The organism is Pseudomonas sp. BIGb0176 (assembly GCF_024810175.1).
Lineage (GTDB): Bacteria > Pseudomonadota > Gammaproteobacteria > Pseudomonadales > Pseudomonadaceae > Aquipseudomonas > Aquipseudomonas protegens.
Genome location: NZ_JANUEC010000001.1, coordinates 514385 through 539606 on the forward strand (window position 1 = coordinate 514385; position 25222 = coordinate 539606).

A 25222-nucleotide genomic window follows, 5' to 3' on the forward strand; every position below is an offset into this window, starting at 1 on the left:
GGCGTCGAACCTCCGCCCGACCGCGGTCATGCGCGGCCGGCAGGGTAGAGGAAGACGCGATGCCGGAAAAGGGTTTTGGGCAGTGAGGCGAATGCTCAGCGGGCGCGGGCTTCTGCGAGCCGTTGGCCGGGGTTGCTGCGCCCGGGTGCTTGCGGGCGGGTTTCCTTGGCGAACCAAGCGGCGGTCAGGCACACCAGGTTGGCCACCAGCAGGTAGCCCACCGGTGACATCGGGTTGCCGGTGGTGCCGATCAGCCAGGTGATGATGATCTGCGCCGTACCGCCGAAAGCCGCCACGCCAAAGGCGTAGACGATGGAGAAACCGGTGGAGCGCACCGCCTTGGGAAAGCTCTCCACCAGCAGCACGATCAGCGCCGCGCCACTCATGCCGTGCAGCCCGGAGAGCACCGCCAGGGTCAGCAGGAAGGTCGTCGGGCTGGGGTGCTCGGTCATCAATTGCAACGCCGGGAACAGCACCAGCAACAGCACCACCCGCGGCGCCATGAGGATGGTGCGGCGGCCGAAGCGGTCGCAGAGCATGCCGCCGGCAATCGCGCACACCGCCATGGCTGCGCCGGCCACCAGGGTCGAGAGCATGGAGATGCTGGTGGGCAGTTTCAGTTCGGTGAGGGCGAAGGTGGTCATGTAGTTGATGAAGTACTGGGTGATGGTGCTGCCGGAGAGAATCAGCAGCCCCAGCACCAGCGCCCGGCGATGCTCGCCGAACACCTGGCGCACCAGGCTGCCGGTGCTGGCTGTCTCACCCTGGCCGTGGAAGGTTTCCGCCAGGTTGCGGCGGATGTAGATGCCGATTGGCAGCACCAAGAGGCCGAACACGAAGGGCACGCGCCAGCCCCAGCTGTTGAGGTCCTCGGGGGACAGCACCTGGGTCAGGGTGTAGCCCACGGTGCCGGCGGCCATGGCGGCCACGCCCTGGGCCACCACCTGCCAGCAGGCGTAGGTGCCGCGCTTGTGGGCTGGCGCGGCTTCGAGGATGTAGGTGGTGGCGGGGCCGGCCTCGCCACCCCAGGCCAGGCCCTGGATCAGCCGAGTGAGCACCAGCAGGATCGGTGCGGCGATGCCGATGCTTTCATAGCTGGGCAGGATGGCGATGCTGCCGGTGCCCACGGCCATCATCACCAGGGTCAGGAGCATCGCCGGCTTGCGCCCGACGCGGTCGGCGTAGGCGCCGATCAGCACCGCCCCCAGGGGCCGCACGATAAAACCGACACCGAAGGCGGTGACCGACAGCATCAGGCTGACAAAGGCGCTGTCGGAGGGAAAGAAGGTGTGGCCGATCATCACCGCAAAGGTGGCGTAGACCCCGAAATCGAAGAACTCCACGGCATTGCCGAGGATCACCGCGAATACGCTGCGCTTGCCTCCCGCCGCGTTGGGCGTTTCGGGCTCGGGTGTGGCGGATGGATTGGACGCTTGGCTGTGCATACTGGCCCCTCGAATTTTTATTCATAGGTTGCCCAGGCCCCGGGCGGCAAGGCCCGGGGCTGGGGTGAAGGTGGCAGTTTCGGTGTATCAGTGGGACGGCGGGTTCGGCCAGTTGTGGATCGCTCCACGCCAGCTCTCATAGGTCTTGGCCACTTGCAGCAGCCATTGATCGGCAAAGCGCGGGGCGATCATCTGCAGGCCGATGGGCAGGCCATCGGCGGCAAAACCGCAGTTGATCGACAGCGCCGGTTGTTCGCCCATGTTCCAGGGCAGGGTGAAGACGATGTGCTCGAACGGCTGCTGCGGATCATTGCTCGGTGACGGCCACTGGGCGGGAAAATGGTTGATCTGGTTGGTGGGTGACAACACCAGGTCGAACTCGCTGAACACCTGGGCGGCGCGGCGGCGCATCTCGAAGGTCTGGTTGAAGCCCTGCACCGCCTCGACCCCGGACAAGTCGGCCCCCGGCGCCGCCCAGTCGCGGATATAGGGCAGCACCTTGGCAAACTGCTCGGCGCCCAGGGCCGAGAGTTCCGCCCATTGTCGGGCACGCCAGAAGCGGTCGAGGCCGTCCAGCTGAGCGCGGTCCATGATCGGTGCCAGGGTGCGGACCTGGGCGCCATGGCTTTCGAACAGCCGCGCAGCCTGTTCCACCGCCGCGCAGACAAAACCTTCCGGCTGCAGCCCCGCGCCGGGTTCCAGCATCAGGCCGATCTTCAAGCCGTTGACCGACACCGGCGCATCGCTCCAGTCGCCGGTCAAGGGCGGCAGGCTGGTGGCGTCCCGGGCATCGGGTCTGGCCAGATAGCGCATCATCAGCACCGCGTCATCGACGCTGCGGGTCATGGGCCCGGCGCAGCGTCCGGTGTAGTAGGGGTCGATGGGAATCCGCCCCAGGGTCGGCTTGAACCCCACCAGCCCGCACCAGGCGGCCGGCAGGCGCACCGAGCCGCCGATATCGGTGCCGATGTGCAGCGGCCCGTAACCGGCCGCGGCGGCCGCAGCGGCGCCGGAACTGGAGCCACCGGTATTGCAGGCGGTGTTCCAGGGGTTGCGGGTAATGCCGTGGAAGCTCGACAACCCCGAGGACAACATGCCGAAATCCGGCACCGTGGTCTTGGCCAGGATGATCGCCCCGGCCTCACGCATCCGCGCTGCGGGCGGTGCATCCTGCAACGCCGGCTTCAAGGTGGTGGCCGCGCTGCCCAGCGGGATTGGCGTGCCCTGGGTGGCGATCAGTTCCTTGATCGTCACTGGAATCCCGTCCAGCGGGCCGTTGGGCGCGCCCTTGTTCCAGCGCTCGGTGGCGGCCCGGGCCTGCAGGCGCACCTGTTCCGGATCGAAGGCGTAGAGCGCACGGATATGCGGCTCCCAGCGCCCGATATGGGCCAGCAGATGCTCGTAGTAGTCCAGTGGCGAGAGGGTGCGGCTGGCGAATTGCGCCAGCAGCTGGGTGGTGGATAGATCGTGCAAATCAGTCATCGAACGCATCCTTGTGTCGGGCGTCAGTCGGGTTGCTGATGGCCCGACTGTATCGCTTCCACCCTAGCCCAACCATCACAAAGGACGCAGCCTGGTGTTGCGTTTTTGTGAGCACTGCAGCGGCGTATCCCTCGGCCCGATTGAATACGGCCCCACCCAATCGCGACGTTCTGTAGGAGCGGGCTTGCCCGCGAAGGCGGCCTCAAGGTTTGCCCAAGGCTCGCGAGCCTCTTCGCCGGCAAGCCGGCTCCTACGGGATTCTGCACGATGCCGGAACCAGGTGTAGGAGCGAGCTTGCCCGCGAAGGCGGCCTCAGGGTTTGCACAAGGCCCGCGGGCCTCTTCGCCGGCAAGCCGGCTCCTACGGGATTTCGCCCGGGTCAGTGTCGCAGGACGGGGGCTTGGGGGTGGGGGCTGGGGAACGCTTGCTCATAGGCCCGGCACAAGCGCAGCACTTGCTCGTCGGCAAAGCGTGCGCCCACTACGTGCAGGCCCACGGGCAGGCCGTCGTCGGCAAAGCCGCAGGGCAGTGAAGCCGCCGGTTGCTGGGTCAGGTTGAAGGGGTAGCTGAAGGGCGTCCACTCCATCCATTCCCCCAGGCCCGAGCCCGGTGGGACGTTGTGTCCGGCGGCGAACGCAGTCAGGGGCAGCATGGGCGAGAGCAGCAGGTCGTAGCGCTCATGGAAGTCGGCCATGTGGGCCACCAGGGCGGCGCGCGCCTCCAGGGCGGCGCTGTAGTCGCTGAGGCTGATGCGTTCGCCCTGTTCGGCGATGCGCAGCAGGCCCGGGTCCAGCAAGGCGCGTTGGGCTGGGCTGAGGGCTGCGGTCAGGCGCGCTGCCCCGGAGAACCACAGGGTATTGAACATCTCCAGGGGATCACTGAAACCGGGATTGACCTGCTCGATCTGTGCCCCCAGTTGCGCCAGGCGCTCCACGGCCCGGGCCACCACTCGCGCCACTTGCGGGTCGACCTTGACGTAGCCGAAGTCCGCGCTGTAGGCGATGCGCAGGCCCTTGAGGCTGGCATTTTCCGGTAACCAGGGCGTGCTGCGCGGGGCGCCGAGCAGGCCGTCACGGGCATCCGGACGGGCCACGGTCTGCAGCATCAGCACGGCGTCATCGACGCTGCGGGTCATCGGCCCCAGGTGCGAGAGGATGTTCATCGCGCTGGCCGGCCACTGCGGCACGTAGCCGAAGGTCGGCTTGATGCCGAAGGTGCCGGTGAAGGCGCAGGGAATGCGGATCGAGCCGCCGGCATCGCTGCCCTGGTGCAACACGCCGAGGTTCAGCGAGGCCGCCGCCGCTGCGCCGCCGGAAGAGCCGCCGGCCGTCAGGCGAGTGTCCCAGGGGTTGCGAGTGATGCCGTACAACGGGTTGTCGGTCACGCCTTTCCAGCCGAATTCCGGGGTGGTGGTCTTGCCCAGCAGCACCGCGCCGGCCGCGCGCATGAAGCCGGAGAAGGGCGCGTCGACTTCCCAGGGGCCGGCGGCCAAGGTAGTTTTCGAGCCCTTGCGGGTGGGCATGCCACGGGTCAGGGTCAGGTCCTTGATCGACGCCGGCAAGCCGTCCAGGGCGCCGCAGGGCTGGCCCTTGAGCCAGCGCTGTTCGGAGGCTCGTGCCGCGTCCAGGGCCCCTTGGTGGTCGATATGGCAATAGGCGTTGACCAGCGGATTGAAGCGCTCGATACGCGCCAGGGCATCCTCGGTGACCTCCACCGGTGACAGGCGCTTGTCACGGTAATGACGCAGCAGTTCGACGCCGCTCAGGGCGGCGATGTCAGTGGCTTGCTTCATAGCGATTGAACTCCTTGAGCGGCATTGACCATGGCCCGCAGCAGGACCGCGCAGCCGTCGGCCAGGTCCTGGGGCGCGGCGTTTTCAATTTCGTTGTGGCTGATGCCGCCCTCGCAGGGCACGAAGATCATCCCTGCCGGGCCCAGCTCGGCGATGAAGATCGCGTCGTGCCCGGCGCCGCTGACGATGTCCATATGGCTCAGCCCCAGGTGCTCGGCGCCCTGGCGCACGGCGGCCACGCAGGCGGGGGCGAAGTCCAGCGGCGGGAAATCGGCGGTGGCGGTCAGCTCGAACGTCAGGCCGTGCTGGCGGCAGCTGTCTTCGATCACCTGGCGCACTTCATCGACCATGGCTTGCAAGCGGTCGGCGTGCAGGTGGCGCAGGTCGAGGGTCATCTGCACCTGCCCGGGGATCACGTTGCGCGAGCCCGGGTGCAGGCTCAGGCAGCCCACGGTGCCGCAGGCATGGGGCTGATGGGCATGGGCGATGCGATTGACCGCGCTGACCACTTGCGCCGCGCCCACTAGGGCGTCCTTGCGCAGGTGCATCGGCGTCGGCCCGGCGTGGGCCTCGACCCCGCTCAGGGTCAGGTCGAACCACTTCTGGCCCAGGCAGCCCATGACCACGCCAATGGTGGTCTGGCGGTCTTCCAGTACCGGCCCTTGCTCGATATGCGCTTCGAAATAGGCGCCCACCGGGTGGCCGAGTACCGCACGCGGACCGGCATAGCCGATGCGCTGCAGCTCGGCGCCCACCGACAGGCCCTGTTCGTCCTGCTTGGCCAGGGTCTCGGCGAGGTCGAACTTGCCGGCGAACACCCCCGAACCCATCATGCACGGCGGGAAGCGCGAGCCTTCCTCGTTGGTCCAGACCACCACTTCGATCGGCGCCTGGGTTTCCAGGCCCAGGTCGTTCAGAGTGCGGATCACCTCCAGCCCGGCCATCACCCCGTAGCAGCCGTCGAACTTGCCGCCGGTGGGCTGGGTGTCGATATGGCTGCCGGTCATCACCGGGGCGCGGTTCGGGTCACGCCCGGCGCGGCGGGCGAAGATATTGCCGATGCCGTCCACGCTGACGCTGCAGCCGGCCTCTTCGCACCAGCGCACGAACAGGTCCCGGGCCTGGCGGTCGAGGTCGGTGAGGGCCAGGCGGCATACGCCGCCCTTGGCGGTGGCGCCCAGTCGGGCCAGGTCCATCAAGGACTGCCAGAGGCGCTCGCGGTTGATCAGCGGGGCATTGCTTTGCAAGGACTGCAGTGGGTCCAGTCGACTGTTCATGGCGTTTCTCCCGTCAGGCGCTCAGGGCCAGGTAGCGGTTCTTGATGGTCGGGTCGGCGCGAAACTCGGCGGCGCTGCCCTGGTAGACCACGCGGCCCTGTTCGAGCACGTAGTGACGGTCGGCGAGCTTGTCGCAGACCATCAGGTTCTGTTCCACCAGCAGCACCGGAAGGCCGCCTTCCTTGAGGGTGCGCAGGATCTTCACCAGATCGTCGACGATCACCGGCGCCAGGCCCTCGGTGGGTTCGTCGAGGATCAGCAGCTTGGGGTCATTGAGCAGGGCGCGGGCGATGGCCAGCATCTGCTGTTCGCCGCCGGACAGGGCGTGGCCGGCGTTCTTGCGGCGTTCCTTGAGCCGAGGAAACATTCGGTAGATGTCGTCCAGTTGCCAGCGGCTGGCCTTGCGCTGGGCGATGCGCAGGTTTTCCTCGACGCTGAGCAGGCGAAAGATGCCCCGGTGTTCCGGCACCAGGGCCAAGCCCTGGCGGGCGATCTCGAAGATCTTCTGGCCCACCAGTTGCTGGCCGTTGAAGTGGATCTGGCCCTGGCGCGGGCAGATGATCCCCAGGATGCTGCGCAAGGTGGTGGTCTTGCCCGCGCCGTTGCGCCCCAGCAGGGTCACCAGTTCACCGGCCTCCACCTTGAGCGAGACGCCTTCGAGCACGTGGCTCTTGTCGTAGTAGGAATGGATGTTCTCGACGGTCAGCATCAGGCGGCTTCTCCCAGGTAGGCGACACGCACACGCTCATCGGCGCGCACCACATCCGGCGTGCCCTCGACCAGGATCTGGCCGTGGCTCATCACGGTGATGCGCTGGCTGATGGACATGACGATGCTCATGTTGTGTTCGATCAGCAGCACCGTGTGGTCGCGGCCCAGGTCGCTGATCAGTTGGGTCATGATCGGAATGTCGTCGATACCCATGCCCGAGGTGGGCTCGTCGAGCATCAGCAATTGCGGCTTCGAACAGATCGACATGCCCACTTCCAGCACCCGTTGCTGGCCGTGGGACAGCTCGCCGGCCAGGGTCTGGGCCCGGGCCGTGAGTTGCAGGCGCTCCAGCACCTGGTCGGCCACCTCCAGGTGCTCGCGGCGGCTGTCCACGTGGCGCCAGAAGTTCAGCGCTCCCAGGCCGTCTCGGCCCTGGGCGGCCAGGCGCAGGTTCTCCCGCACGCTGAGGTTCTGGAACAGGCTGGTGAGCTGGAAGGAACGCGCCATGCCCAGGCCGACCCGGCCGTGGGCGGGTTTCTTGATGATGTTCTTGCCGTTGAAACGGATGGCTCCAGCGGTGGCCTGGCGTTCGCCGGTCAGGCAGTGGAACAGGCTGGTCTTGCCGGCGCCGTTGGGGCCGATGATGGTGTGGATGGTGCCGGCCTCGACCTTGAGGTTGACCCCGTTGACCGCGTGGAAGGCACCGTAGGCCAGCTCCAGGTTCTGGGTTTCCAGCAGGTACTGCGCAGGCTTGCTCATGAGCGTTTCTCCTCGGCCAGCAAGGCCGTCTTGCGTGAGCCTTTGAGGCGTTCCACCAGGCTCGACAAACCGCCCCACAAACCGCCGCGCATGAACACCACCACCAGGATCAGGATCACCCCCAGCAGAATCAGCCAGCGTGGCCACAGCTCGGAGAGGAACTCGCCCAGCAGTACGATGGCGCCGGCGCCGAGCAGGGAGCCGAACAGCGAGCCGGTGCCGCCGACGATGGTCATGATCAGGATGTTTTCCGACATCGCCAGGTCGATGTTCGACAGCGGCACGAAGTGCAGGAGCATGGCGTACAGCGCCCCGGCAATCCCGGTGACCGCGCCGGAGAGCATGAACACCAGGATCTTGAAATGCCGGGTGTCGTAGCCGATGGCGGCGGCGCGGGTTTCGTTCTCGCGGATGGCCATCAGGGTGCTGCCGAACGGCGAGGCGATCACCCGCCGGGCACCGATGAAGATCAGCAGGAACAGCACCGCGACAAAGCCGTAGAAATAGCGGGCGTCGGCCAGGGACAGCAGCACTGTGTCACCGATGCGGATCTCCGGGCGCGGCACGCTGAGCAGGCCGTTGTCGCCGCCGGTCCAGTCGCTGAGGGTGTAGGCGATGAAGTAGGCCATCTGGCTGAAGGCCAGGGTCAGCATGACGAAGTAGATGCCGGTACGGCGGATCGCCAGGGCGCCCACCAGCAGTGCCAGCAAGGCTCCCACCAGCGCCGCGCCGAGCAGGGCACTGAACAGCCCCAGCTGCAGATGGATCATCAACAGGGCGGCGCAGTAGGCACCGGCGCCGAAGAAGATGCCCTGGCCGAACGACAGCAGCCCGGTGTAGCCCAGCAGCAGGTTACAGGCCAGTGCGGCGAGGGCGAAGATCAGGATCTCGCTGGCCAGGGTCGCCGACGGCAGCACCAGAGGCAGGCCGATCAGCACCGCGATCACCAGCCACAGCAGGCCGCGCGATTGAGTCTTGGCAAAGGGCAGGGGATTTTTCTCGCTCATGATCATGCTCTCCCGAACAGGCCGTAAGGACGCACCAGAATGACTGCCGCCATGGCGCCGTAGATCATCAGGCTGGCGCCCTGGGGCCAGAGGCTGGTCATCAGGCTTTGCACCACCCCCACCAGCAGGCCGCCCACCAGGGCGCCGCCGAACGAGCCCATGCCGCCGATCACCACCACCACGAAGGCCACCCCGAGAATCTCCGGGCCGACAAAGGGCTGGGCGCCGCGCAAGGGCGCGAACAGCACCCCGGCGATCCCGGCCAGGGCCACGCCGAGGGCGAAGGTCATGGAAAACAGGCGAAAGATATTGGTGCCCAGCAGCGACACGGTCTCGGTGCTTTCACTGCCGGCCCGCACCAGGGCACCGAAGCGCGTGCGCTCCAGCAGCAGCCACAGGCCCAGCCCCACCAGGGCCGAGAACAGGATCAGGAACAGGCGGTAGTAGGGGTAGACGAAGTCGCCGATCACCAGCACCCCGCGCAGCAGTTCCGGCACCGCCACGGCCTTGCCCACCGGGCCCCAGATCATCACGCTGGCTTCCTGGATGATCAGCGCGATGCCCAGGGTCACCAGGATCTGGAACATGTGCGGCAAGTGGTAGATGCGCTGGATCAACAGGCGCTCGATGATCCAGGCCAGGGCCGCCACCACCAGGGGCGCGAGCACCAGGGCCAGCCAGAAGTTGCCGGTCAGGCTGACGGCGGTGTAGCAGATGTAGGCGCCGAGCACGAAGAACGCGCCATGGGCGAAGTTGACGAAGTTCAGCAGGCCGAAAATGATCGTCAGGCCCACCGCGATCAGGAAGTAGATCATCCCCAGCCCGAGGCCGTTGAGGATCTGGAACAGGTACAAATTAAGCATGCAGGAACCCTCGGCAGGGAGCCCTTGGACGGAGCCCGCTGCCTGTAGCCAGCGATAGAAGTGTCGAGCGTCAGGCCAGGGCGCAGCCGGTGGTGCTGACATCCGGGAACGAGCGACCGGCGCTGAGCACTTCGGCCAGGTCGTCCTTGTCGCGCATCGTGGCGGCGGCCTTGCCCACCAGCAGGTAGTAATCCTTGATCACCTGATGGTCGCCGGCGCGGATGCTCTCCTCGCCGGTGGGGCCCTGGTAGGTCAGGCCCTGCATGGCCTTGGCCACGGTAGCGCCGTCAAAACTGCCGGTGGCGGCAATGGTGTCGAGGATGATCTTGCTGCCGATGTAGTCGGCGGCCAGCGGGTAGGTGGGGTTGATGCCGTATTTGGCCTGGGTCAGCTTCACCAGTTCGCGATTGAGCGGGGTGTCCACCTGATGCCAGTACTGCGCGCCGAGGTAGACGCCTTCCAAGACGTCGCTGCCCAGCTCCTGGAACTGGTCGAGCCCGGCGGACCATACCAGCAGCACCTTCATGCGTTCCTTGATGCCGAAGTTCACCGCCTGGCGCAGGGCGTTGGATGACTGGCTGCCGAAGTTCAACAGCACCAGCACATCAGGGCGGGCGGCGATGGCGTTGGTCAGGTAGCCGGAGAACTCCTGCTCCTGCAAGGAGTGGTAGCTGTTGCCGATGTGCTCGATGCCGTGTTCGGCACACACCTGCTTCGCCCCTTCCAGCAAGGCTTCGCCGAACACGTATTGCGGGGTGATGGTGTACCAGCGCTTGGCCTCGGGCAGCAACTTGATCAGCGGCACCATGGTTTCGCGGATGGCGCCGTAGGTTGGCACCGACCAGCGAAAGGTCGAGGCATTGCAGTCCTTGCCAGTGACCTCATCGGCGCCCACCGGGGTCATGAACACCCCGCCGACCTTGCCCACCTCCTTGGCCACCGCCAGCGCCGAAGACGACAGGGTGCAGCCCTGGAAGAACCGCGCGCCGTCCTGGGCAATCGCCTCCTGGACCCGGCGCACCGCCTTGCCGGCGTTGCCCTCGGTGTCGATCACCTTGTAGTGCAGCGGTCGCCCCAGCAGGGTCGGGTACTGCTCCACTGCGAGGCGCGAGCCCATGTCGGCGAACTTGCCGTAGCTGGCAAAGGCGCCGGACATCGACTTCAAACCGTAGAAGGTAAAGGGTTCGGCGGCAAAGGCGTTGCGCACCCCCAGCCCGAGGCTGAGGGCACCGCTAACGGCCAGACCGGCTTTCAACAACGTACGACGCTGCATGGGGTAACTCCCTGGTTTAGTTATTGGCAGGAGTGGCAATGGCGAATCGACGTAGCAGCCTGTGTTCAGGCTTGTTATTGGCAAAGCGGTGGACGGCGGGCGCTATCGGTGGTGGTCGAACTCCAGCAGGAAGTGCTGGGTGACTTCGCCTTCCAGGGCGGTCATGTGGTGCTCGGCGTCGCACATGTGCTCGTGCATCAGCTGGCGTACTGCGCGTTCATCTTCGGCGCGCAAGGCCAGCAGCAAGCGTTTGTGGTAATCCAGGTTGGCGGCGTCGAACTGCTTGCGCTTGGGCTTGTAGGCCTTCTTCAGCACCACCAGGTCGCGCAGCAAATCGTTGAGAAACTGCGCCATGAAACTCAGCAGCGGGTTGGGGCAGGCCCGCCCCAGCAAATTGTGGAACTCCAGCTCGGCGATACGCTGCTCGCGCTGACCGGCCTCGCTGTCCTCGGGGTGGCTGCAGAAGTCGATGTTGTCCTGCAGGGCCTTGAAATCTGCCTCGCTCAAGCGCCCGATCACCGACACCGACAGCTCCACCTCGATCACCTTGCGCAGCTGATAGACCTGCTCGCCGTCCATGTGCTGAAAGTGCAGGTAGTTGCGCAGCGCGCGGCTGGCCGGCTCGGTGCCGGCCTGGTTCAGGTAGGCGCCGCCGTTTGGCCCGGTGCGAGTGTTGACCAGCCCCTCCACCTCCAGCGCCTTGAGCGCCTCCCGGGCCGAGCCTTTGGAGCATTGGAAGCTTTCCATCAACTCCTTCTCGGTGGGCAAGCGATCCCCGGGGCGCAGGGCATCGGTGACGATGGAACGCTTCACCGACTCGACAATCACGTCGGAAAGCTTCTGGCGTTTGCGGCGAACGGGGCGTTTCAGCATGGGCGGCTATTTATCGTATTAATGCGGATAAATAGTAATAAATAGAGATGAGGGCGGCGCGTCAACCGCCTGAGGGAATGGGGTGTCGTTTTTGGTGTTGAGGGGTCGTAGCTGGACAACCGAGCGGCCTCCACCCCCGTCCAACCCTCACGAAACCCGCAGGAGCTGGCTTCAAGGTTTGCACAAGGCCTCAGGGCCTCTTCGCCTGCAGGCCGGTCCCTACGGAATTTTGCGCGATGCCGGACGCTTGTGTAGGAGCTGGCTTGCCTGCGAAGGCGGTCGCAAGGCTTGCACAAGGCTGCGGGCCACTTCGCCGGCAGGGCAGGACTTCCTGAGTTTGCTGTAGGACTCAGGAGCGCGAGTGTGGATCAAGCGCGCCGCAGGTTTAATGGCCGGGCTCAGTCGAAGCCGACGCGTGCACTATGGCGGGCTTCGCGGTCGTGCAGCTGGTCGATATTGGTTTCGTAGGTGCATTGGCCGCTGCAATGGTGCTCGTAGCTGATGCCTGGCTTGAATTGCAGTTTGAAGGTGGGCATGTCGCTCTGGGGCGCCGGGGTCTGGATGGGGGTGGCCGGTAACGGGGGCTGCGGGTAGCTCAGGTCAAGGCCTTCAGCCTGGGTCGAGAAGGCTGCCGCGAGCAGTGCGCCCGGGAAAAACGCTTTGCAACTGAACATCATTGAATCCGCATTGCCATAAAAGGGTTGCCGATTATAACGAGCCAGGGGCGAAAAATTTAGCCGTAATGGCTCTGGCCCGGATGCCTCGTGGGTTTTTAGGCACCTCGGGCCTTCGTACCGTGAAACATTTGTCACGGGGCAGCGAGACGGGCTGCTCCTACACTGCAAGTCACCTCCATGGTCAAGGACACTCCCCGATGCCGGCAAAATCCACCACCAGCATTCTCGATACGGTTGAGGGCCGGCGCCTGCAGGGCAGCGACGCCGAGCTCTGGCGCCAGTGGGGGCCGTACCTGAGTGAACGGCAGTGGGGCACGGTGCGCGAGGACTACAGCGCCGATGGCGACGCCTGGAGCTACTTCCCCCACGAACATGCCCGCAGCCGTGCCTACCGCTGGGGCGAGGACGGGCTGGCCGGGTTCTCCGACAAGGCCCAGCACTGGTGCCTGGGGCTGGCGCTGTGGAATGAACACGACAGCATTCTCAAGGAGCGTCTGTTCGGCCTGAACAATGCCGAGGGCAACCACGGCGAGGACGTCAAGGAGCTGTACTTCTACCTCGACGGCGTGCCCAGCCATGCCTATATGCGCATGCTCTACAAGTACCCCCATGCGGCTTTCCCCTATGCCGACCTGGTGGCGGAAAACGCCCGTCGCGGCCTGAACGACACCGAGTACGAGATCCTCGATACCGGGGTTTTCGAGGACAACCGCTACTTCGACGTGACGGTGGAATACGCCAAGCACACGGCCGATGACATTTTCATGCACATCACCGTGCACAACCGTTTCCACCAGCCGGCGCGGCTGCGGGTGCTGCCCCAGGTCTGGGCGCGCAACACCTGGAGCTGGGGCGGCGACGCACCGCGGCCGAGCCTGCGCCTGGAGGGCGACAAGGTGCTGGCGCGGCATGGGCAACTGCCCGAGCGGCAGATCACCGCCTGGGGGGCCGAGCCCTGCCAGTGGCTGTTCTGCAACAACGACAGCAATTTCCCCAAGCTGGACGGGCTGGCGTCACCCGGGCCGTTCAAGGATGGTTTCAACGATTACCTGGTGGATGGACAGGCCAGTGCGGTGAGTTTCGATGGCGGCACCCGGGTGGCGGCGCACTTCGTCCTGGATCTGGCGGGCGGCGAGAGCAAGCGCCTGTTCCTGCGCTTTGCCCCGGCCGGTAGCGAACCGGTCAGCGCCCGCCGTCTGTTCGAGCAGCGCCGGCGCGAGGCCGATGAGTTCTACGGGGCGCTGCAGCAGGGCATAGAAAGCGCTGATGCGCGCAACGTGCAGCGTCAGGCCCTGGCCGGGCTGCTGTGGTCCAAGCAGCTGTATTACTTCGACGTCAACCAGTGGCTCGATGGTGATCCCGGGCAGCCGGCACCGCCGACGGAGCGCGAGCACCTGCGCAATACCCATTGGCGCCATCTGTCCAACTGCGACATCGTTTCCATGCCCGATACCTGGGAGTACCCCTGGTATGCCTCCTGGGATCTGGGGTTCCAGGCAGTGGCCTTTGCCCTGATCGATCCCGGCTTTGCCAAGCAGCAGTTATTGCTGCTGGTGAAAGACCGCTTCATGCACCCCAACGGTCAGTTGCCGGCCTACGAGTGGCGCTTCGACGACGCCAATCCGCCGGTACACGCCTGGGCCTGCTGGCGGGTCTATCAGCAGGAAAAGTCCCTGACTGGCGTGGGTGACCTGGATTTTCTCGAACGCATTTTCCACAAGTTGCTGCTGAATTTTTCCTGGTGGGTCAACCGCAAGGACGCCGAGGGTCGCAACCTGTTCCAGGGCGGCTTTCTCGGCCTGGACAATATTGCCCTGTTCGATCGTTCCGCACCGTTGCCTGATGGCTTCACCCTGGATCAGGCCGACGGTACGGCCTGGGTCGCGGCCTATGCCCTGGACCTGATGCGCATCGCCCTGGAGCTGGCCAAGCGCAATGGGGTGTACGTGGACATTGCGGTGAAGTTCTTCGAGCACTTCCTGTATATCGCCGGTGCCATCAACCGGGTGGATGAAAGCGCCGAAGGGTTGTGGGATGAACAGGACCAGTTTTTCTACGACGTGCTGCACCGCCCTGATGGGCAGAACGAGCCGCTGCGCCTGCGCTCCATCGTCGGCCTGATGCCGCTGTTCGCGGTGCAGGTGCTGGAGCAGCACGAGCACCAGAACCTGTTGGGACTGGCTCAACGTCTGCTGGGTTTTTTGCATCATCGTCCGGACCTGGCGAGCCTGGTGTCGCGCTGGTACGAGCCGGGCAAGGGCAACCGCATGCTCCTGGCGCTGTTGCGCGGCGAACGCACCAAGGACCTGCTCAAGCGCATGCTCGATGAAAGCGAGTTCCTCTCGGACTTCGGTATCCGCTCCCTGTCCAAGGCCTTCGAGCAGCCGTTCGCCATGCAGGTGGACGGCAAGCAGTTGTGCGCCCGCTACGAGCCGGCGGAGTCCGATTCACGGTTGTACGGCGGCAACTCCAACTGGCGCGGGCCGTTGTGGATGCCGATCAACTACATGCTGATCGAATCCCTGCGCGAGTTTCACCGCTATTACGACGTCAACTTCTCGGTGGAGTACCCGCGGGGCTCCGGGTATCTGGCGTCCCTGGAGGAAGTGGCCGACGGCTTGAGCCAGCGCCTGACGCGACTGTTTCTGCTGGACGAGGACGGGCGCAGGCCGTCCATGAGCGGCTACCCGCAGTTGCAGGTGGAGGCCGAGGACCGCGAGCTGGTGCTATTCCATGAATACTTCCATGGCGAAACCGGGCGCGGCCTGGGGGCTAGCCACCAGACCGGCTGGACGGCGCTGGTGGCGTTGCTGCTTCAGCGCTGATTTTTACGCAGCAATGCTGTGCGCCGAATGTTCTGAGTGACGTGATTGTCGCAGTTGTGCATGCAAGCTAGATCCAGCAGACGTAGGGCTTCCTCAGGATTGTTCAGCTTCTCCATTTGGTAGCTCGCTTCATCTGCGTATAGCACCGGATCGCGAGTGCCTGCTTTGATTCTGGTCATTCGTAACGAGGAAGCTTCTGTGCCACGATTCAATTTCTCAAGCACCTTGCCACGAATGTTCTCGATGTAGTTATCAGGGATGCACTGGTGTTTGTTAGCAAGATCCAAAATGCGCAGAGCTTCTTCAGCGTCATTGCATTGGTCCAATTGGTATTGGGCTTCGTCGTTATAGATCACGGTGTTCTTGCTGCCACTGTCGATAACCTGACGACGTTGATCGGAGGCTTCTGCGGCACGATCTAGTTTCTCTAGCACTTTGCCCCGAAGGGTAATGCTGTAATCGTTGGAGCACTGGTGTTTGTCGGCAAGATCCAATAGGCGCAGTGCCTCGTTGGCATCATTGCATTGTTCCAACTGGTATCTGGCTTCTTCGTTGTAGAAAGCTGGGTTTTTGCTGCCATTGTTTATGGCTTGGCGGCGTTGAAGTGCTGCCTCATTCTCATCCCCTACCAGCTGCTGGCAGCGATTCTGGATGGACTGAACGTGGTGGTCGATTGCTTCCGGGTAGGCTTCTTGGTGCTCCTCAAGGCGTCGCAGGAACTCCTCAGCGCCACTTTTGCCTCGACCCAGAAGGAGTTTGCCGAGATTGGCCAGATAGGGCGGGAATTGTGGGCTGAGCTCCAGCGCACGTTCGAAAGCCTGTAAGGCTTCGTTGCAGCTTTTGCCCTTGGTCTTCTGCAGGCATTCGCCAAGGAAGCGCTGTGCCATGTGTTCGCGAGGATGAATGTTGGTCAGTAGCTGCAAGACTTCCTGCTGCCTTTCAATCGACTCATTGGCATTGCGACGACGGTGGTAGATGGCCCAAAGAGCTTCGTTGCTCCAGCCTGTATCCTTTCCGACCAGGTGATCGATCCACTCCTCGATGTTTCCCAGTTCGTTGCAACATAGCAGGTGGTAAAAGGTTTCATTGGCACGTTGGAAATTGATTTGCTCTTTCTGACGACCGATCTGACGTTGCCAGCATTGGGCGATCAATAGATGCATTTGCGCTACATTCTCCGGAATGTTTTCTGCGTAGTCGGGAGTGAGCTCTGCGTCTTTGATCGCCATTTTTTTTTGCCGCGTCCAACTGGCGATGAATCCATGAAGGTAGTGGTCTTTGTTGTTGTCGAGAGGAAGCAGGCCACGCCTTCTCAAGTTTTGCCAAGCGTCTTTGATACAAAGACGGTCTTCAAGATAGTCGGCATGGTCCTGTGGAATTGAGTTGCGGTAGAGGGCTAGTACCTTCAGCAATTGCTGCTCGGCACCACTGAGTACTTCATCGTGAATAATGCTCAGCAGCTTTTCATCCAGGCGCTCGATGACTTCCTGGCGAAGGTTTTGGTAGACCGCCAAGGGCGAGCTTTTCCTTTCTATCGCGATTGTGGCGAGCAATTCGATTGCCAAGGTATGGGCGGTGCCTCCTTGACCGCCACCTAGCCACTGGTAGAGCGCTTTCAAGTTATTGCCGGTATAAGTCCATTCGGCTTTTTTTTCATTGGGAGCCCTGGCTGCCAGAAGGGCTGCGAGACCTGCCCGGTCGAGTCCTGGTATTTCCTGTATCGTGCAATCGCGACCGAAGCTGCCTTCTTCCGGCTTTTCGCTGAGCTCATAGGCCCACCGCCAGTCAGGAAAGGCTTGCCTCAAGGCTGCTAGCAGCGTGTGAATCTGTGGGTTACGCCATTGCGCATTTTCAAACAGCAAATGGGCGCCATTGATCCAGATGAACGCAGTCTGGGCATGGGGATACAGTCGTTTGAGCTCTTTCGCCTGTTCCTCGACGCTTCCACTGGGTGGCTGTGGATCTTCACGTCGGTTACTCAGTGCGTCCAGCAAACGACGAAACAGTTCGCCGGCGGTCATCTGACGGCTTGAATGAATATCTACAAAAACGGTTCTTTGAAATGCTGCTTGCCGGTGCAGTGCTTTAATCAGCGTGGTCTTGCCGTTACCACTAAGACCGTGCAGCGCAATGCAAGGCTTTTCCTTGAGTGCTGTGGTGAGACTGGCGATCAGCTTGTCACGACCGAATAACTCCGTCGGCTTTGGAGCTTCTTCAGCTGGAGGATTTTCCGGGGTGGGCAATGGCGGCGTTTCCGTGCTGTCCGAAACCTCTGAGCTCGGAGCTACCAGGGCCGAATGCTTGAAGTGCCAATGCCCGTCTTCCGCCATATCGGCAACCGTTTGTACCTTCCAGCCGTTCTTGTATTCGAACAGATGGGCGACTCCGCTGCCCTGTTGCAGGTCGAGACTGACAAGATTGAAGCCGAACTGGTCATCGGTATCGGCACCAATGGCGCCTGCTTCCAGCTTGATCAACCGTTGCCCAGGCTCGAGCCAGGGATTATGGCTATGTCCATGCAACCAGAACTGGAAGTCATGGGCCTTGCGCTGTTTGATGATCTGGGTTTCGGCCTGATTGAACCAGTCTCGGGGATGATGAATTAGACCGATTTTCAGGTCTGCGCCTTCCAGGGCTCCATGCATGTGGTTGAACTGCCATTCTGCTCCCAGCCACATCTGCCCTTTATCGCTGTCGTTGAAGCAGCTCCATGCGGAGTTGAAGCCTGCAATTCCGACCGTGATGCCATTCACCGTGACCTGCCGCGCGTAGAGGTGTCGCACGGGATCATGCTGATGCGGCAGGTACTCGGCGACAAAGACGCCATAGTCCTCCATTCGCCGCATGTCCTCTTTGAACTCTGCAGACAGGCTGGCAAATCGGGAACTGATTTCCCGGGTGTACTGCACGGGGTTTTTGGCCATTTCCCACAGGTGACGCTGTTGGCCCTGGAGTACTTTCTTGCGGTTCACATCATGATTGCCGGGTACCACGAACAGTCGATCCCGCTCCAGGCCGCAAAGAGCCAGCAACTGATCGAAGAACTGCTTTGCCGGCTGGTACTGCTCGGCCATTGGACAATCCGCTGTCTGCCCAAATGCGATATCGCCGGTGCAGAAAATCAACTGCGGCTTTGGCAGATCGTTGGCTTGGAACTTGCGCTCCAAGAAACTCAGCAGCCTGCTGTGGGTGTGGTTATCGGACCAGGCGGTATTTTTATGAAAGTGGATATCTGACAGATGCAGCCAATGCAGTTTGTTTTGGGTTGGCATAGTTTTGAGCAGGTAGAAGGAAGTTGATAGACGCTAGCATAGCTACGCAAGATCATGGGGCTCAATGCGCATCAGAGTCGCTGAACCATTGGCTGTTGCTGGTGGTGTTTGTGTTGCGTTTCATGTGACCGCACGCCACGCAGCCTTTGCGGCTGCGTGGCGTGAGTGGACGAGCAGATCCGACGGCTAGGCTGATCGGACGATCAAAGTGGCGGGCTGCGGCAGCGCCCAGGCTTCGATCAACCGCTCCGGGGTGCAGCAGGTCTTGCGCTTGTAGACGAAGTTGCTGCACTTCTCGGCGAAGCCCTTGCGGTTCTGCACCATGTCCATGTGCATCTCTTCCAGCTCGGCGTTGCGGCAGTGCTGCATCAGTTGCGGGTCGGCATCCAGCTTGCGCTGGCGCAGGTGCTGGTAGCGCGGGTCGTTGAGAACGCCGTTGGCCCGTTGCAGCAGCCACAGGCCGAACTCGTCCGGGCAGCGCGGGCCGATTTCCTGGACCATGCCCATCTGCAGGGCCTGGAGGGCGCTGATGGGCAGGCAGGCTTCGGTCAACTGCTTGGCCATGGCCTGGCCGACGGTGCGGGGCAGGCTGTAGGTCCAGTACTCGGAGCCGTACAGGCCCATGCTCTTGTAGTGGGGGTTGTACACGGTGTCGGCGCGGGCCAGGACCACGTCCGCGGCCAGGGCCAGCATCAGGCCGCCGGCGCCGGCATTGCCGGTCAGGCCGCTGACCACCAGTTGGCGGGCGGTGAGCAGTTCCAGGCAGACGTCGTCGATGGCCTGGATATTGGCCCAGGCCTCCAGGCCCGGTACTTCGGCGGCCTGGATCACGTTGAGGTGCACGCCGTTGCTGAAGGCGCCGCGGCCGCCACGCACCAGCAGCACCTGGGTGTCCCGAGCCTTGGCCCAGCGCAGGGCGCTGACCAGGCGCTGGCACTGCTCGGTGCTCATGGCGCCGTTGTAGAACTCGAAGGTCAGTTCGCCGACCTTGCCCGTTTCGCGGTAGCGGATAGGTTGGTAGGCCTCGGTGCTGAACGGGCTGTTGGCCACCGACCAGTCCAGCACCGGGACATCGGCCAGGCGCTCGCCGAGCACGTGGCGGGCGGGGCGCTTGAAGGTTTCTTCGCCAGGCTGGGGCTTCTGGCGCAGGGAGCCGATCCACACGCTGTGATCGCCACAGGCCACCAGTACTGCGTCGTCGTGCACCGCCAGCAGTTGCCCGGGCATGCCGGTGCGTGAATCCAGGTGGGCGTCGTAGACGTAGTACTGGCCGCCGGCGAGGCTGGCCAGGACGCCGGGCTGACCGTCGGCGGCATCGATGCTGCGCTTGATGAACTGGGCGCTGTCGTGCCAGCTGAAGGTGCGGTCGGATTGCTTCATGTTCGGTTGCAGGCGCCCGAGGACCGAGGGTTTGTCGTAGTCCAGGGGCTGGGGGGTGTAGCCGTTGCGGAATTTCTCCACCACGTCGCGGATACAGTGAATCGCCGCGTCGCTCACCAGGCCGTTGTACAGCTCGGACTTGCGCAGCCCGGCGGGCAGGTTGAATTCGTGGGTCGACCAGATCGGCCCGGCGTCCATTTCTTCCACCGCCTGCAACGCGGTGACGCCCCAGCGCTTGAGTTCCTTGCTGATGGCCCAGTCCAGGGCGCTGGCCCCGCGGTCGCCGACGATGCCGGGGTGGATGATCACCACCGGGCGCTTGGGGTGGCTCCACAGTTGCTGGGGGACCCGGTCCTTGAGGAACGGGCAGATCACCAGGTCGGCCTCGGCCTCTTCGATCTGCCGGCAGACCTCTTCTTCGCTGGTGAACAGCACCACGCTGGGGCGGTGGCCGGCCTGGCGCAGGTCGAGCCAGGCGCGTTGGGTCAGGCCGTTGAAGGCGGTAGACAGCAGGATGATCTTCAGTGATCGCATAATGCAGACTCTTCCGTGAGTGATGGCGGTATGGCAGGTGGCTCCGGCTGAGCCGTCCCTGGCCGCGATGGAAGGCGCAAGAGTAGAGGGGCGTTGCGGGGTGGGAACTGACCGAGATCAATCAAGCGTCTCGCCTGAAATGCCAGCCGCCCAGCGGTATTGATTCAGGGCAAAGGCACGGGCCAGAGCGGTTGCGGCAGCCAGAAACGACGAATCCCGCCACAGGGGCGGGATTCGGGTACAGCCGGACCTTGCGCGGTCTTAGGCTGGGAACAGCTCGCTCAGTTTCATGGCCAGCATCATGTCGCCTTCGGCGCGCAGCTTGCCGCCCATGAAGGCTTGCATGCCGTCGGTCTCGCCGCTGACGATGCCGTCCAGGGTCTCGCCGTCCATCACCAGGGTGACCTGGGCGTCCGGGTTCTCGCCTTCCTTGAGTTCGCAGGTGCTGTCCTTGACGACCAGCGAGAAGTGCTTGGAGTCATCGATGCGGAAACCGAAAACCAGGTCCAGGCCGGCAGCGGCAGCTGGGTTGAACTTGGCTTGCATGGCTTGTACGGCGTCAGCTACGGAGGTCATGGTTCGATCCTTTTATGGGGTGGTTACAGCAAGGGTCACAGTAAGCCGGGCTCAACGGAAGGTGATGAGCTCCGGGGCCTTCAACAGTTGCAGATGGGCATGACCGTTGAAGGAAGCCAGGGACACCTCGCGACCGCGGAACTTCAGCTGGTTGAGCGAGGTGTTGACGATTTGCCAATTGAGTTCGAAAGCCTGCTGGGCGGGCATCCGGGTAATCAGGTGGAGCAGGGCGGTTATGGTGCCGCCGGAGGTGAACACGGCGATCTTCTGCTGGTTGTTGGCTGCTTCGAGAATCCGTTGCAGGCCGCCCTGGACGCGTTCGACAAAACCCAGCCAGCTTTCCAGGCCCGGCGGGTCGTAGGTGCCGGCCAGCCAGCGCTGGATGATCAGGGCGAAGATGCGCTGGAACTCACCGCGGTTCTGCGCGGCGTTGCGCAGGATGTTCAGGGCTTCGGGTTCCTGGGGCAGCAGGTCGGGCAGCAGGGCGCGGATGATGGCGTCGGCATCGAATTCGTTGAAGGCGGAATCTATTTCCAGGGCCGGGCTGTCAAAGCCTGCGGCGCTCATCTGTTCCAGAGCGGCCTGGGCGGTGTGCTGCTGGCGCCGCAGATCGCCGGACAGGCAGCGATCGAAGCCGATGCCCAGCGCTGCCAGGTGTTCGCCGAGCACCGCCGCCTGGCGCACGCCAGTGGCCGACAGCACGTCGTAGTCGTCTGCACCGAAGGAGGCCTGGCCATGTCGAATCAAGTAGATGCTGCCCACGTCCGCGTCATCCCGGTACGTTGAAAGTTTTGCGAGGTTATGAGGATGCCGGTGAGCTGTCAATGAAAAAACATACGCTTGTTTGAAATGATTGTTGGAGCTTGGTTACACAAGGTTTCCCGACTGGTGGCCGACCAGTCGCGCCGGTATGCTTTAGCCCATTACGCCGCTCGTTGGCAGCGGTCCATGTTTGAGGAGTCCCTGTGGAGTTTATCGCCGAATATGCCAGTTTCCTGGCCAAGACCGTGACCCTGGTGGTCGCCATCCTGGTGGTGCTGATCACCGCCGCTGCGCTGCGCAGCAAGGGGCGGCGCAAGGGTGTGGGGCAGTTGCAGGTCAGCAAGCTGAATGATTTCTACAAGGAGCTGCGCGAGCGCCTGGAGCAGAGCCTGCTGGACAAGGATCAGCTCAAGGCCCTGCGCAAGGCCAAGAGCAAGAGCGAAAAGAGCCAGAAGAAGCACAAGAAACAGCCGGCCGAGGCCAAGCCCCGGGTCTTCGTGCTGGACTTCAATGGCGACATCAAGGCTTCGGCCACCGAAGGGCTGCGCCATGAAATCACTGCCCTGCTGAGCCTGGCAACGCCCAAGGATGAAGTGGTGCTGCGCCTGGAGAGCGGTGGCGGCATGGTCCACAGCTACGGGCTGGCTTCGTCGCAGCTGGCGCGTATCCGCCAGGCCGGCGTGCCGCTGACGGTGTGCATCGACAAGGTAGCGGCCAGCGGCGGCTACATGATGGCCTGCATCGGTGAAAAGATTATCAGCGCGCCGTTCGCCATCCTCGGTTCCATTGGCGTGGTGGCCCAGTTGCCCAACGTCAACCGCCTGCTGAAGAAGCACGACATCGATTTCGAAGTGCTGACCGCTGGTGAGTACAAGCGCACCTTGACGGTGTTTGGCGAAAATACCGAGAAGGGCCGGGAGAAATTCCAGGAAGACCTGGACGTCACCCATCAACTGTTCAAGAACTTCGTTTCCCGCTATCGCCCGCAACTGGCCATTGATGAAGTGGCCACTGGTGAAGTCTGGCTGGGCGTGGCGGCGCAGGAAAAACTGCTGGTGGACGAGTTGCAGACCAGTGACGAATACCTGGCGGACAAGGCCAAGAGTGCCGAGGTCTTCCACTTGCACTATGCCGAGCGCAAGAGCCTGCAAGAGCGGGTAGGGCTGGCGGCCAGCGGCTCCATCGACCGCGTGCTGCTGACCTGGTGGAGCCGCCTGACCCAACAGCGCTTCTGGTAACCCCCCGGCCTTGTAGGCGCTGGCTTTTTGTAGGAGCTGGCTTTGTAGGAGCTGGCTTGCCAGCGAAGGCGGTCGCAAGCTTTGCACAAGGCCCGAGGGCCTCTTCGCCGGCAAGCCGGTTCCTGCGGTAGGTGGGAGGCGCGGAAACAAAAAAGCCCTGGAGCGGGAAACCGTTCCAGGGCTTTTTGTTGGCGCCAGGGCTTAGCGGCGACGGAACAGCGGTAGCGGTTCGTCGGTGGCGGCCTGGTAGGTCACGGAGAAGTCCTTGAGGCTTTCCAAGGCTTCGTAGGGGTCCTTGTCGGCCCGCAGTGCATAGGCATCGAAGCCGCAGCGGTGCAGGTAGAACAGCTGGTCGCGCAACACGTCGCCAATCGCTCGCAACTCGCCCTTGTAGCCGTAGCGGTCACGCAGCAGGCGGGCGTTGGAGTAGTTGCGGCCATCGGTGAAGGCCGGGAAGTTCAGGGCAATCACCTGGAACTGCTCGACGTCGTCACCGATTTCCTCGGCTTCTTCGTCCGCATCCAGCCATACGCCCAGGCCGCCATCGCGGGCCTTGAGGGCGTGAGCATGCTCGCGCCACAGGGCCAGTGGCACGATCAGGTCGTCGCAGTTGGAAATGCCGTCGAGGGTCGCGTCCTTGGGCAGCAGGTGCCAGGTTTCGTCGATGACCTCGTTGTTCTTAATGATTCGCTGCATAGACGCGCTCCTTGAAGAGGTCGATGCCAATACGTTGATAGGTGTCGATGAAGCGTTCGTCTTCGGTACGTTGTTCCACGTACACGTCGATCAGCTTCGAGATCACGTCGGGCATGTCGTCCTGGGCGAAGGACGGGCCGAGGATCTTGCCCAGGCTGGCGTCGCGGCTGGCGCTGCCACCCAGGGACACCTGGTAGAACTCCTCGCCTTTCTTGTCCACCCCGAGGATGCCGATATGGCCCACGTGGTGGTGGCCGCAGGCGTTCATGCAACCGGAGATGTTCAGGTCCAGTTCGCCGATGTCGAACAGGTAGTCCAGGTCGTCGAAACGGCGCTGGATGGATTCGGCGATCGGGATCGACTTGGCGTTGGCCAGGGAGCAGAAGTCGCCGCCCGGGCAGCAGATGATGTCGGTCAAGAGGCCGATGTTCGGCGTGGCGAAGCCGTTCTCCCGCAACTCGCCCCACAGGGTGAACAGTTGGCTCTGCTCGACGTCGGCGAGAATGATGTTCTGCTCGTGGGAGGTGCGCAGCTGGCCGAAACTGTAACGGTCGGCCAGGTCGGCGATGGCGTCGAACTGCTTGTCGGTAACGTCTCCCGGCGCTATGCCGGTGGGCTTGAGCGACAGGGTCACGGCCACGTAGCCCGGCTTCTTGTGGGCCAGGGTGTTGCGCGTGCGCCAGCGGGCAAAGCCCGGGTGCTGCTGGTCCAGGGCGGCCAGTTCGGCGTCCTGGTTGCTCAGGGTCTTGTAGTCCGGGTCGACGAAGTGCTTGGCCACGCGATGCACTTCGGCATCGGTCAGGGTGGTCTGGCCGCCGCGCAGGTGGGCCATCTCGGCCTCGACCTTCTCGGCGAACACTTCAGGGGTCAGGGCCTTGACCAGGATCTTGATCCGCGCCTTGTACTTGTTGTCACGCCGGCCGTAGCGGTTGTAGACCCGCAGGATGGCGTCGAGGTAGCTCAGCAGGTCCTGCCAGGGCAGGAACTCGTTGATGAAGGCACCGACCACCGGGGTACGGCCCAGGCCGCCACCCACCAGCACGCGGAAACCCAGCTCACCGGCGGCGTTGTACACAGGCTCAAGGCCGATGTCATGGACTTCGATGGCCGCGCGGTCAGAGGTCGAGCCGTTGATGGCGATCTTGAACTTGCGCGGCAGGTAGGCAAATTCCGGGTGGAAGGTGGTCCACTGGCGGACGATCTCGCACCAGGGCCGCGGGTCGATCAGCTCGTCGGCGGCGACACCGGCGAACTGGTCGGTGGTGACGTTGCGCAGGCAGTTGCCGCTGGTCTGGATCGCGTGCATCTGCACGGTGGCCAGTTCGGCGAGGATGTCCGGGATGTCTTCCAGGGCCGGCCAGTTGAACTGCACGTTCTGCCGGGTGCTGATGTGCGCGTAGCCCTTGTCGTAGTCGCGGGCAATCTTGGCCATCATCCGCGCTTGGCGCGAGGTCAGTTGGCCGTAAGGCACGGCGACCCGCAGCATCGGGGCAAAACGTTGGATATAAAGGCCATTCTGCAGGCGCAGGGGGCGGAATTCTTCTTCGCTCAGCTCGCCTGCCAGATAGCGTCGGGTCTGATCACGGAACTGCTTGACGCGGTCCTCGATGATCCGCTGATCGTACTCGTCGTATACGTACATATAGGTCCAGTTCTCAGGCTACAGGCGGCGCTCAAGCGCACTTGGCAAATACTGCGGTGAACGGCTTCGGTACGCTGCTCGGACTGGCGTCCAGTGCGGTTTTCGCCGGTCTCACCTCGTCTTGCCTTCGTTCACGCT

Annotated in this window: 19 protein-coding genes; 2 read left to right on the top strand and 17 right to left on the bottom strand. The window is 63.3% G+C overall.

The features are described 5' to 3' along the window. Window positions 1-95: 95 nt before the first annotated feature. From M2395_RS02165 to M2395_RS02215, 11 genes are all read right to left on the bottom strand, one after another. A complete protein-coding gene (locus tag M2395_RS02165) occupies window positions 96-1445 on the bottom strand; it encodes a citrate-proton symporter (RefSeq protein ID WP_011061958.1) in 1350 nt (449 codons plus the stop codon). Between the two features lie 87 nt (window positions 1446-1532). Then, window positions 1533-2927, bottom strand: a complete 1395-nt coding sequence (locus M2395_RS02170) for an amidase (protein WP_123430531.1) — start codon at window positions 2925-2927, stop codon at window positions 1533-1535. Between the two features lie 379 nt (window positions 2928-3306). Further along, window positions 3307-4719 (bottom strand): amidase, encoded by a 1413-nt coding sequence (locus M2395_RS02175; protein ID WP_123430532.1) that lies wholly within the window; start codon window positions 4717-4719, stop codon window positions 3307-3309. Continuing rightward, window positions 4716-5996 (bottom strand): Zn-dependent hydrolase, encoded by a 1281-nt coding sequence (locus M2395_RS02180; RefSeq protein ID WP_123430533.1) that lies wholly within the window; start codon window positions 5994-5996, stop codon window positions 4716-4718. Before M2395_RS02180 ends, M2395_RS02175 begins: the two co-directional genes overlap by 4 nt. 13 nt (window positions 5997-6009) lie before the next feature. Then, window positions 6010-6705, bottom strand: a complete 696-nt coding sequence (locus M2395_RS02185; RefSeq protein WP_123430534.1) for an ABC transporter ATP-binding protein — start codon at window positions 6703-6705, stop codon at window positions 6010-6012. Continuing rightward, entirely contained in the window at window positions 6705-7466 is a 762-nt protein-coding gene (locus M2395_RS02190) for an ABC transporter ATP-binding protein (protein WP_011061953.1), read from the bottom strand. The genes M2395_RS02185 and M2395_RS02190 overlap by 1 nt, the downstream gene beginning before the upstream one ends. After that, on the bottom strand, window positions 7463-8473 hold the full coding sequence (locus M2395_RS02195; protein WP_041118906.1) for a branched-chain amino acid ABC transporter permease: 1011 nt from the start codon (window positions 8471-8473) through the stop codon (window positions 7463-7465). Before M2395_RS02195 ends, M2395_RS02190 begins: the two co-directional genes overlap by 4 nt. Before the next feature lie 2 nt (window positions 8474-8475). Continuing rightward, window positions 8476-9336 (bottom strand): branched-chain amino acid ABC transporter permease, encoded by an 861-nt coding sequence (locus M2395_RS02200; protein WP_011061951.1) that lies wholly within the window; start codon window positions 9334-9336, stop codon window positions 8476-8478. A 70-nt stretch (window positions 9337-9406) separates the two neighbouring features. Then, window positions 9407-10609, bottom strand: a complete 1203-nt coding sequence (locus M2395_RS02205; RefSeq protein WP_019094326.1) for an ABC transporter substrate-binding protein — start codon at window positions 10607-10609, stop codon at window positions 9407-9409. 102 nt (window positions 10610-10711) lie between these two features. Next, window positions 10712-11482 (bottom strand): FadR/GntR family transcriptional regulator, encoded by a 771-nt coding sequence (locus M2395_RS02210; protein WP_123430535.1) that lies wholly within the window; start codon window positions 11480-11482, stop codon window positions 10712-10714. A 398-nt stretch (window positions 11483-11880) separates the two neighbouring features. Further along, a complete protein-coding gene (locus tag M2395_RS02215) occupies window positions 11881-12156 on the bottom strand; it encodes a hypothetical protein (protein ID WP_185057771.1) in 276 nt (91 codons plus the stop codon). A 200-nt stretch (window positions 12157-12356) separates the two neighbouring features. Between M2395_RS02215 and M2395_RS02220 the strand changes: the two genes are divergently transcribed. Further along, on the top strand, window positions 12357-14984 hold the full coding sequence (locus M2395_RS02220) for an MGH1-like glycoside hydrolase domain-containing protein (protein WP_123430537.1): 2628 nt from the start codon (window positions 12357-12359) through the stop codon (window positions 14982-14984). On the opposite strand, the gene M2395_RS02225 is transcribed toward M2395_RS02220, so the two are convergent. From M2395_RS02225 to M2395_RS02240, 4 genes are all read right to left on the bottom strand, one after another. Next, window positions 14975-18256 carry an AAA family ATPase gene (locus tag M2395_RS02225; protein WP_053152500.1) on the bottom strand — a complete coding sequence of 1094 codons (3282 nt, stop codon included), beginning with the start codon at window positions 18254-18256 and terminating at the stop codon, window positions 14975-14977. The genes M2395_RS02220 and M2395_RS02225 overlap by 10 nt on opposite strands. 186 nt (window positions 18257-18442) lie before the next feature. Next, window positions 18443-20170, bottom strand: a complete 1728-nt coding sequence (locus M2395_RS02230) for a hydrogenase maturation protein (RefSeq protein WP_053152498.1) — start codon at window positions 20168-20170, stop codon at window positions 18443-18445. 261 nt (window positions 20171-20431) lie between these two features. After that, window positions 20432-20746, bottom strand: coding sequence for an SCP2 sterol-binding domain-containing protein (locus M2395_RS02235; RefSeq protein WP_011061945.1), 315 nt, complete (start codon window positions 20744-20746; stop codon window positions 20432-20434). 51 nt (window positions 20747-20797) lie between these two features. Continuing rightward, window positions 20798-21508, bottom strand: coding sequence for a histidine phosphatase family protein (locus M2395_RS02240; RefSeq protein ID WP_019094330.1), 711 nt, complete (start codon window positions 21506-21508; stop codon window positions 20798-20800). A gap of 203 nt (window positions 21509-21711) precedes the next feature. Here M2395_RS02240 and sohB point away from each other — a divergent pair, with 203 nt between their 5' ends. Next, entirely contained in the window at window positions 21712-22746 is a 1035-nt protein-coding gene (gene sohB / locus M2395_RS02245; RefSeq protein ID WP_019094331.1) for a protease SohB, read from the top strand. A 201-nt stretch (window positions 22747-22947) separates the two neighbouring features. Here the strand turns inward: sohB and M2395_RS02250 are convergent, their stop codons facing one another. After that, complete coding sequence (locus M2395_RS02250; protein WP_011061942.1) at window positions 22948-23442, bottom strand: DUF934 domain-containing protein; 495 nt, start codon at window positions 23440-23442, stop codon at window positions 22948-22950. After that, entirely contained in the window at window positions 23426-25084 is a 1659-nt protein-coding gene (locus M2395_RS02255; protein ID WP_053152496.1) for a nitrite/sulfite reductase, read from the bottom strand. Before M2395_RS02255 ends, M2395_RS02250 begins: the two co-directional genes overlap by 17 nt. Window positions 25085-25222: the final 138 nt, after the last annotated feature.

What these genes read in the sequence shown, in the direction of transcription:
- M2395_RS02165 (WP_011061958.1), bottom strand. Translation starts at nt 1,445, where the DNA reads ATGCACAGCCAAGCGTCCAATCCATCCGCCACACCCGAGCCCGAAACG.
- M2395_RS02170 (WP_123430531.1), bottom strand. Translation starts at nt 2,927, where the DNA reads ATGACTGATTTGCACGATCTATCCACCACCCAGCTGCTGGCGCAATTC.
- M2395_RS02175 (WP_123430532.1), bottom strand. Translation starts at nt 4,719, where the DNA reads ATGAAGCAAGCCACTGACATCGCCGCCCTGAGCGGCGTCGAACTGCTG.
- M2395_RS02180 (WP_123430533.1), bottom strand. Translation starts at nt 5,996, where the DNA reads ATGAACAGTCGACTGGACCCACTGCAGTCCTTGCAAAGCAATGCCCCG.
- M2395_RS02185 (WP_123430534.1), bottom strand. Translation starts at nt 6,705, where the DNA reads ATGCTGACCGTCGAGAACATCCATTCCTACTACGACAAGAGCCACGTG.
- M2395_RS02190 (WP_011061953.1), bottom strand. Translation starts at nt 7,466, where the DNA reads ATGAGCAAGCCTGCGCAGTACCTGCTGGAAACCCAGAACCTGGAGCTG.
- M2395_RS02195 (WP_041118906.1), bottom strand. Translation starts at nt 8,473, where the DNA reads ATGAGCGAGAAAAATCCCCTGCCCTTTGCCAAGACTCAATCGCGCGGC.
- M2395_RS02200 (WP_011061951.1), bottom strand. Translation starts at nt 9,336, where the DNA reads ATGCTTAATTTGTACCTGTTCCAGATCCTCAACGGCCTCGGGCTGGGG.
- M2395_RS02205 (WP_019094326.1), bottom strand. Translation starts at nt 10,609, where the DNA reads ATGCAGCGTCGTACGTTGTTGAAAGCCGGTCTGGCCGTTAGCGGTGCC.
- M2395_RS02210 (WP_123430535.1), bottom strand. Translation starts at nt 11,482, where the DNA reads ATGCTGAAACGCCCCGTTCGCCGCAAACGCCAGAAGCTTTCCGACGTG.
- M2395_RS02215 (WP_185057771.1), bottom strand. Translation starts at nt 12,156, where the DNA reads ATGTTCAGTTGCAAAGCGTTTTTCCCGGGCGCACTGCTCGCGGCAGCC.
- M2395_RS02220 (WP_123430537.1), top strand. Translation starts at nt 12,357, where the DNA reads ATGCCGGCAAAATCCACCACCAGCATTCTCGATACGGTTGAGGGCCGG.
- M2395_RS02225 (WP_053152500.1), bottom strand. Translation starts at nt 18,256, where the DNA reads ATGCCAACCCAAAACAAACTGCATTGGCTGCATCTGTCAGATATCCAC.
- M2395_RS02230 (WP_053152498.1), bottom strand. Translation starts at nt 20,170, where the DNA reads ATGCGATCACTGAAGATCATCCTGCTGTCTACCGCCTTCAACGGCCTG.
- M2395_RS02235 (WP_011061945.1), bottom strand. Translation starts at nt 20,746, where the DNA reads ATGACCTCCGTAGCTGACGCCGTACAAGCCATGCAAGCCAAGTTCAAC.
- M2395_RS02250 (WP_011061942.1), bottom strand. Translation starts at nt 23,442, where the DNA reads ATGCAGCGAATCATTAAGAACAACGAGGTCATCGACGAAACCTGGCAC.
- M2395_RS02255 (WP_053152496.1), bottom strand. Translation starts at nt 25,084, where the DNA reads ATGTACGTATACGACGAGTACGATCAGCGGATCATCGAGGACCGCGTC.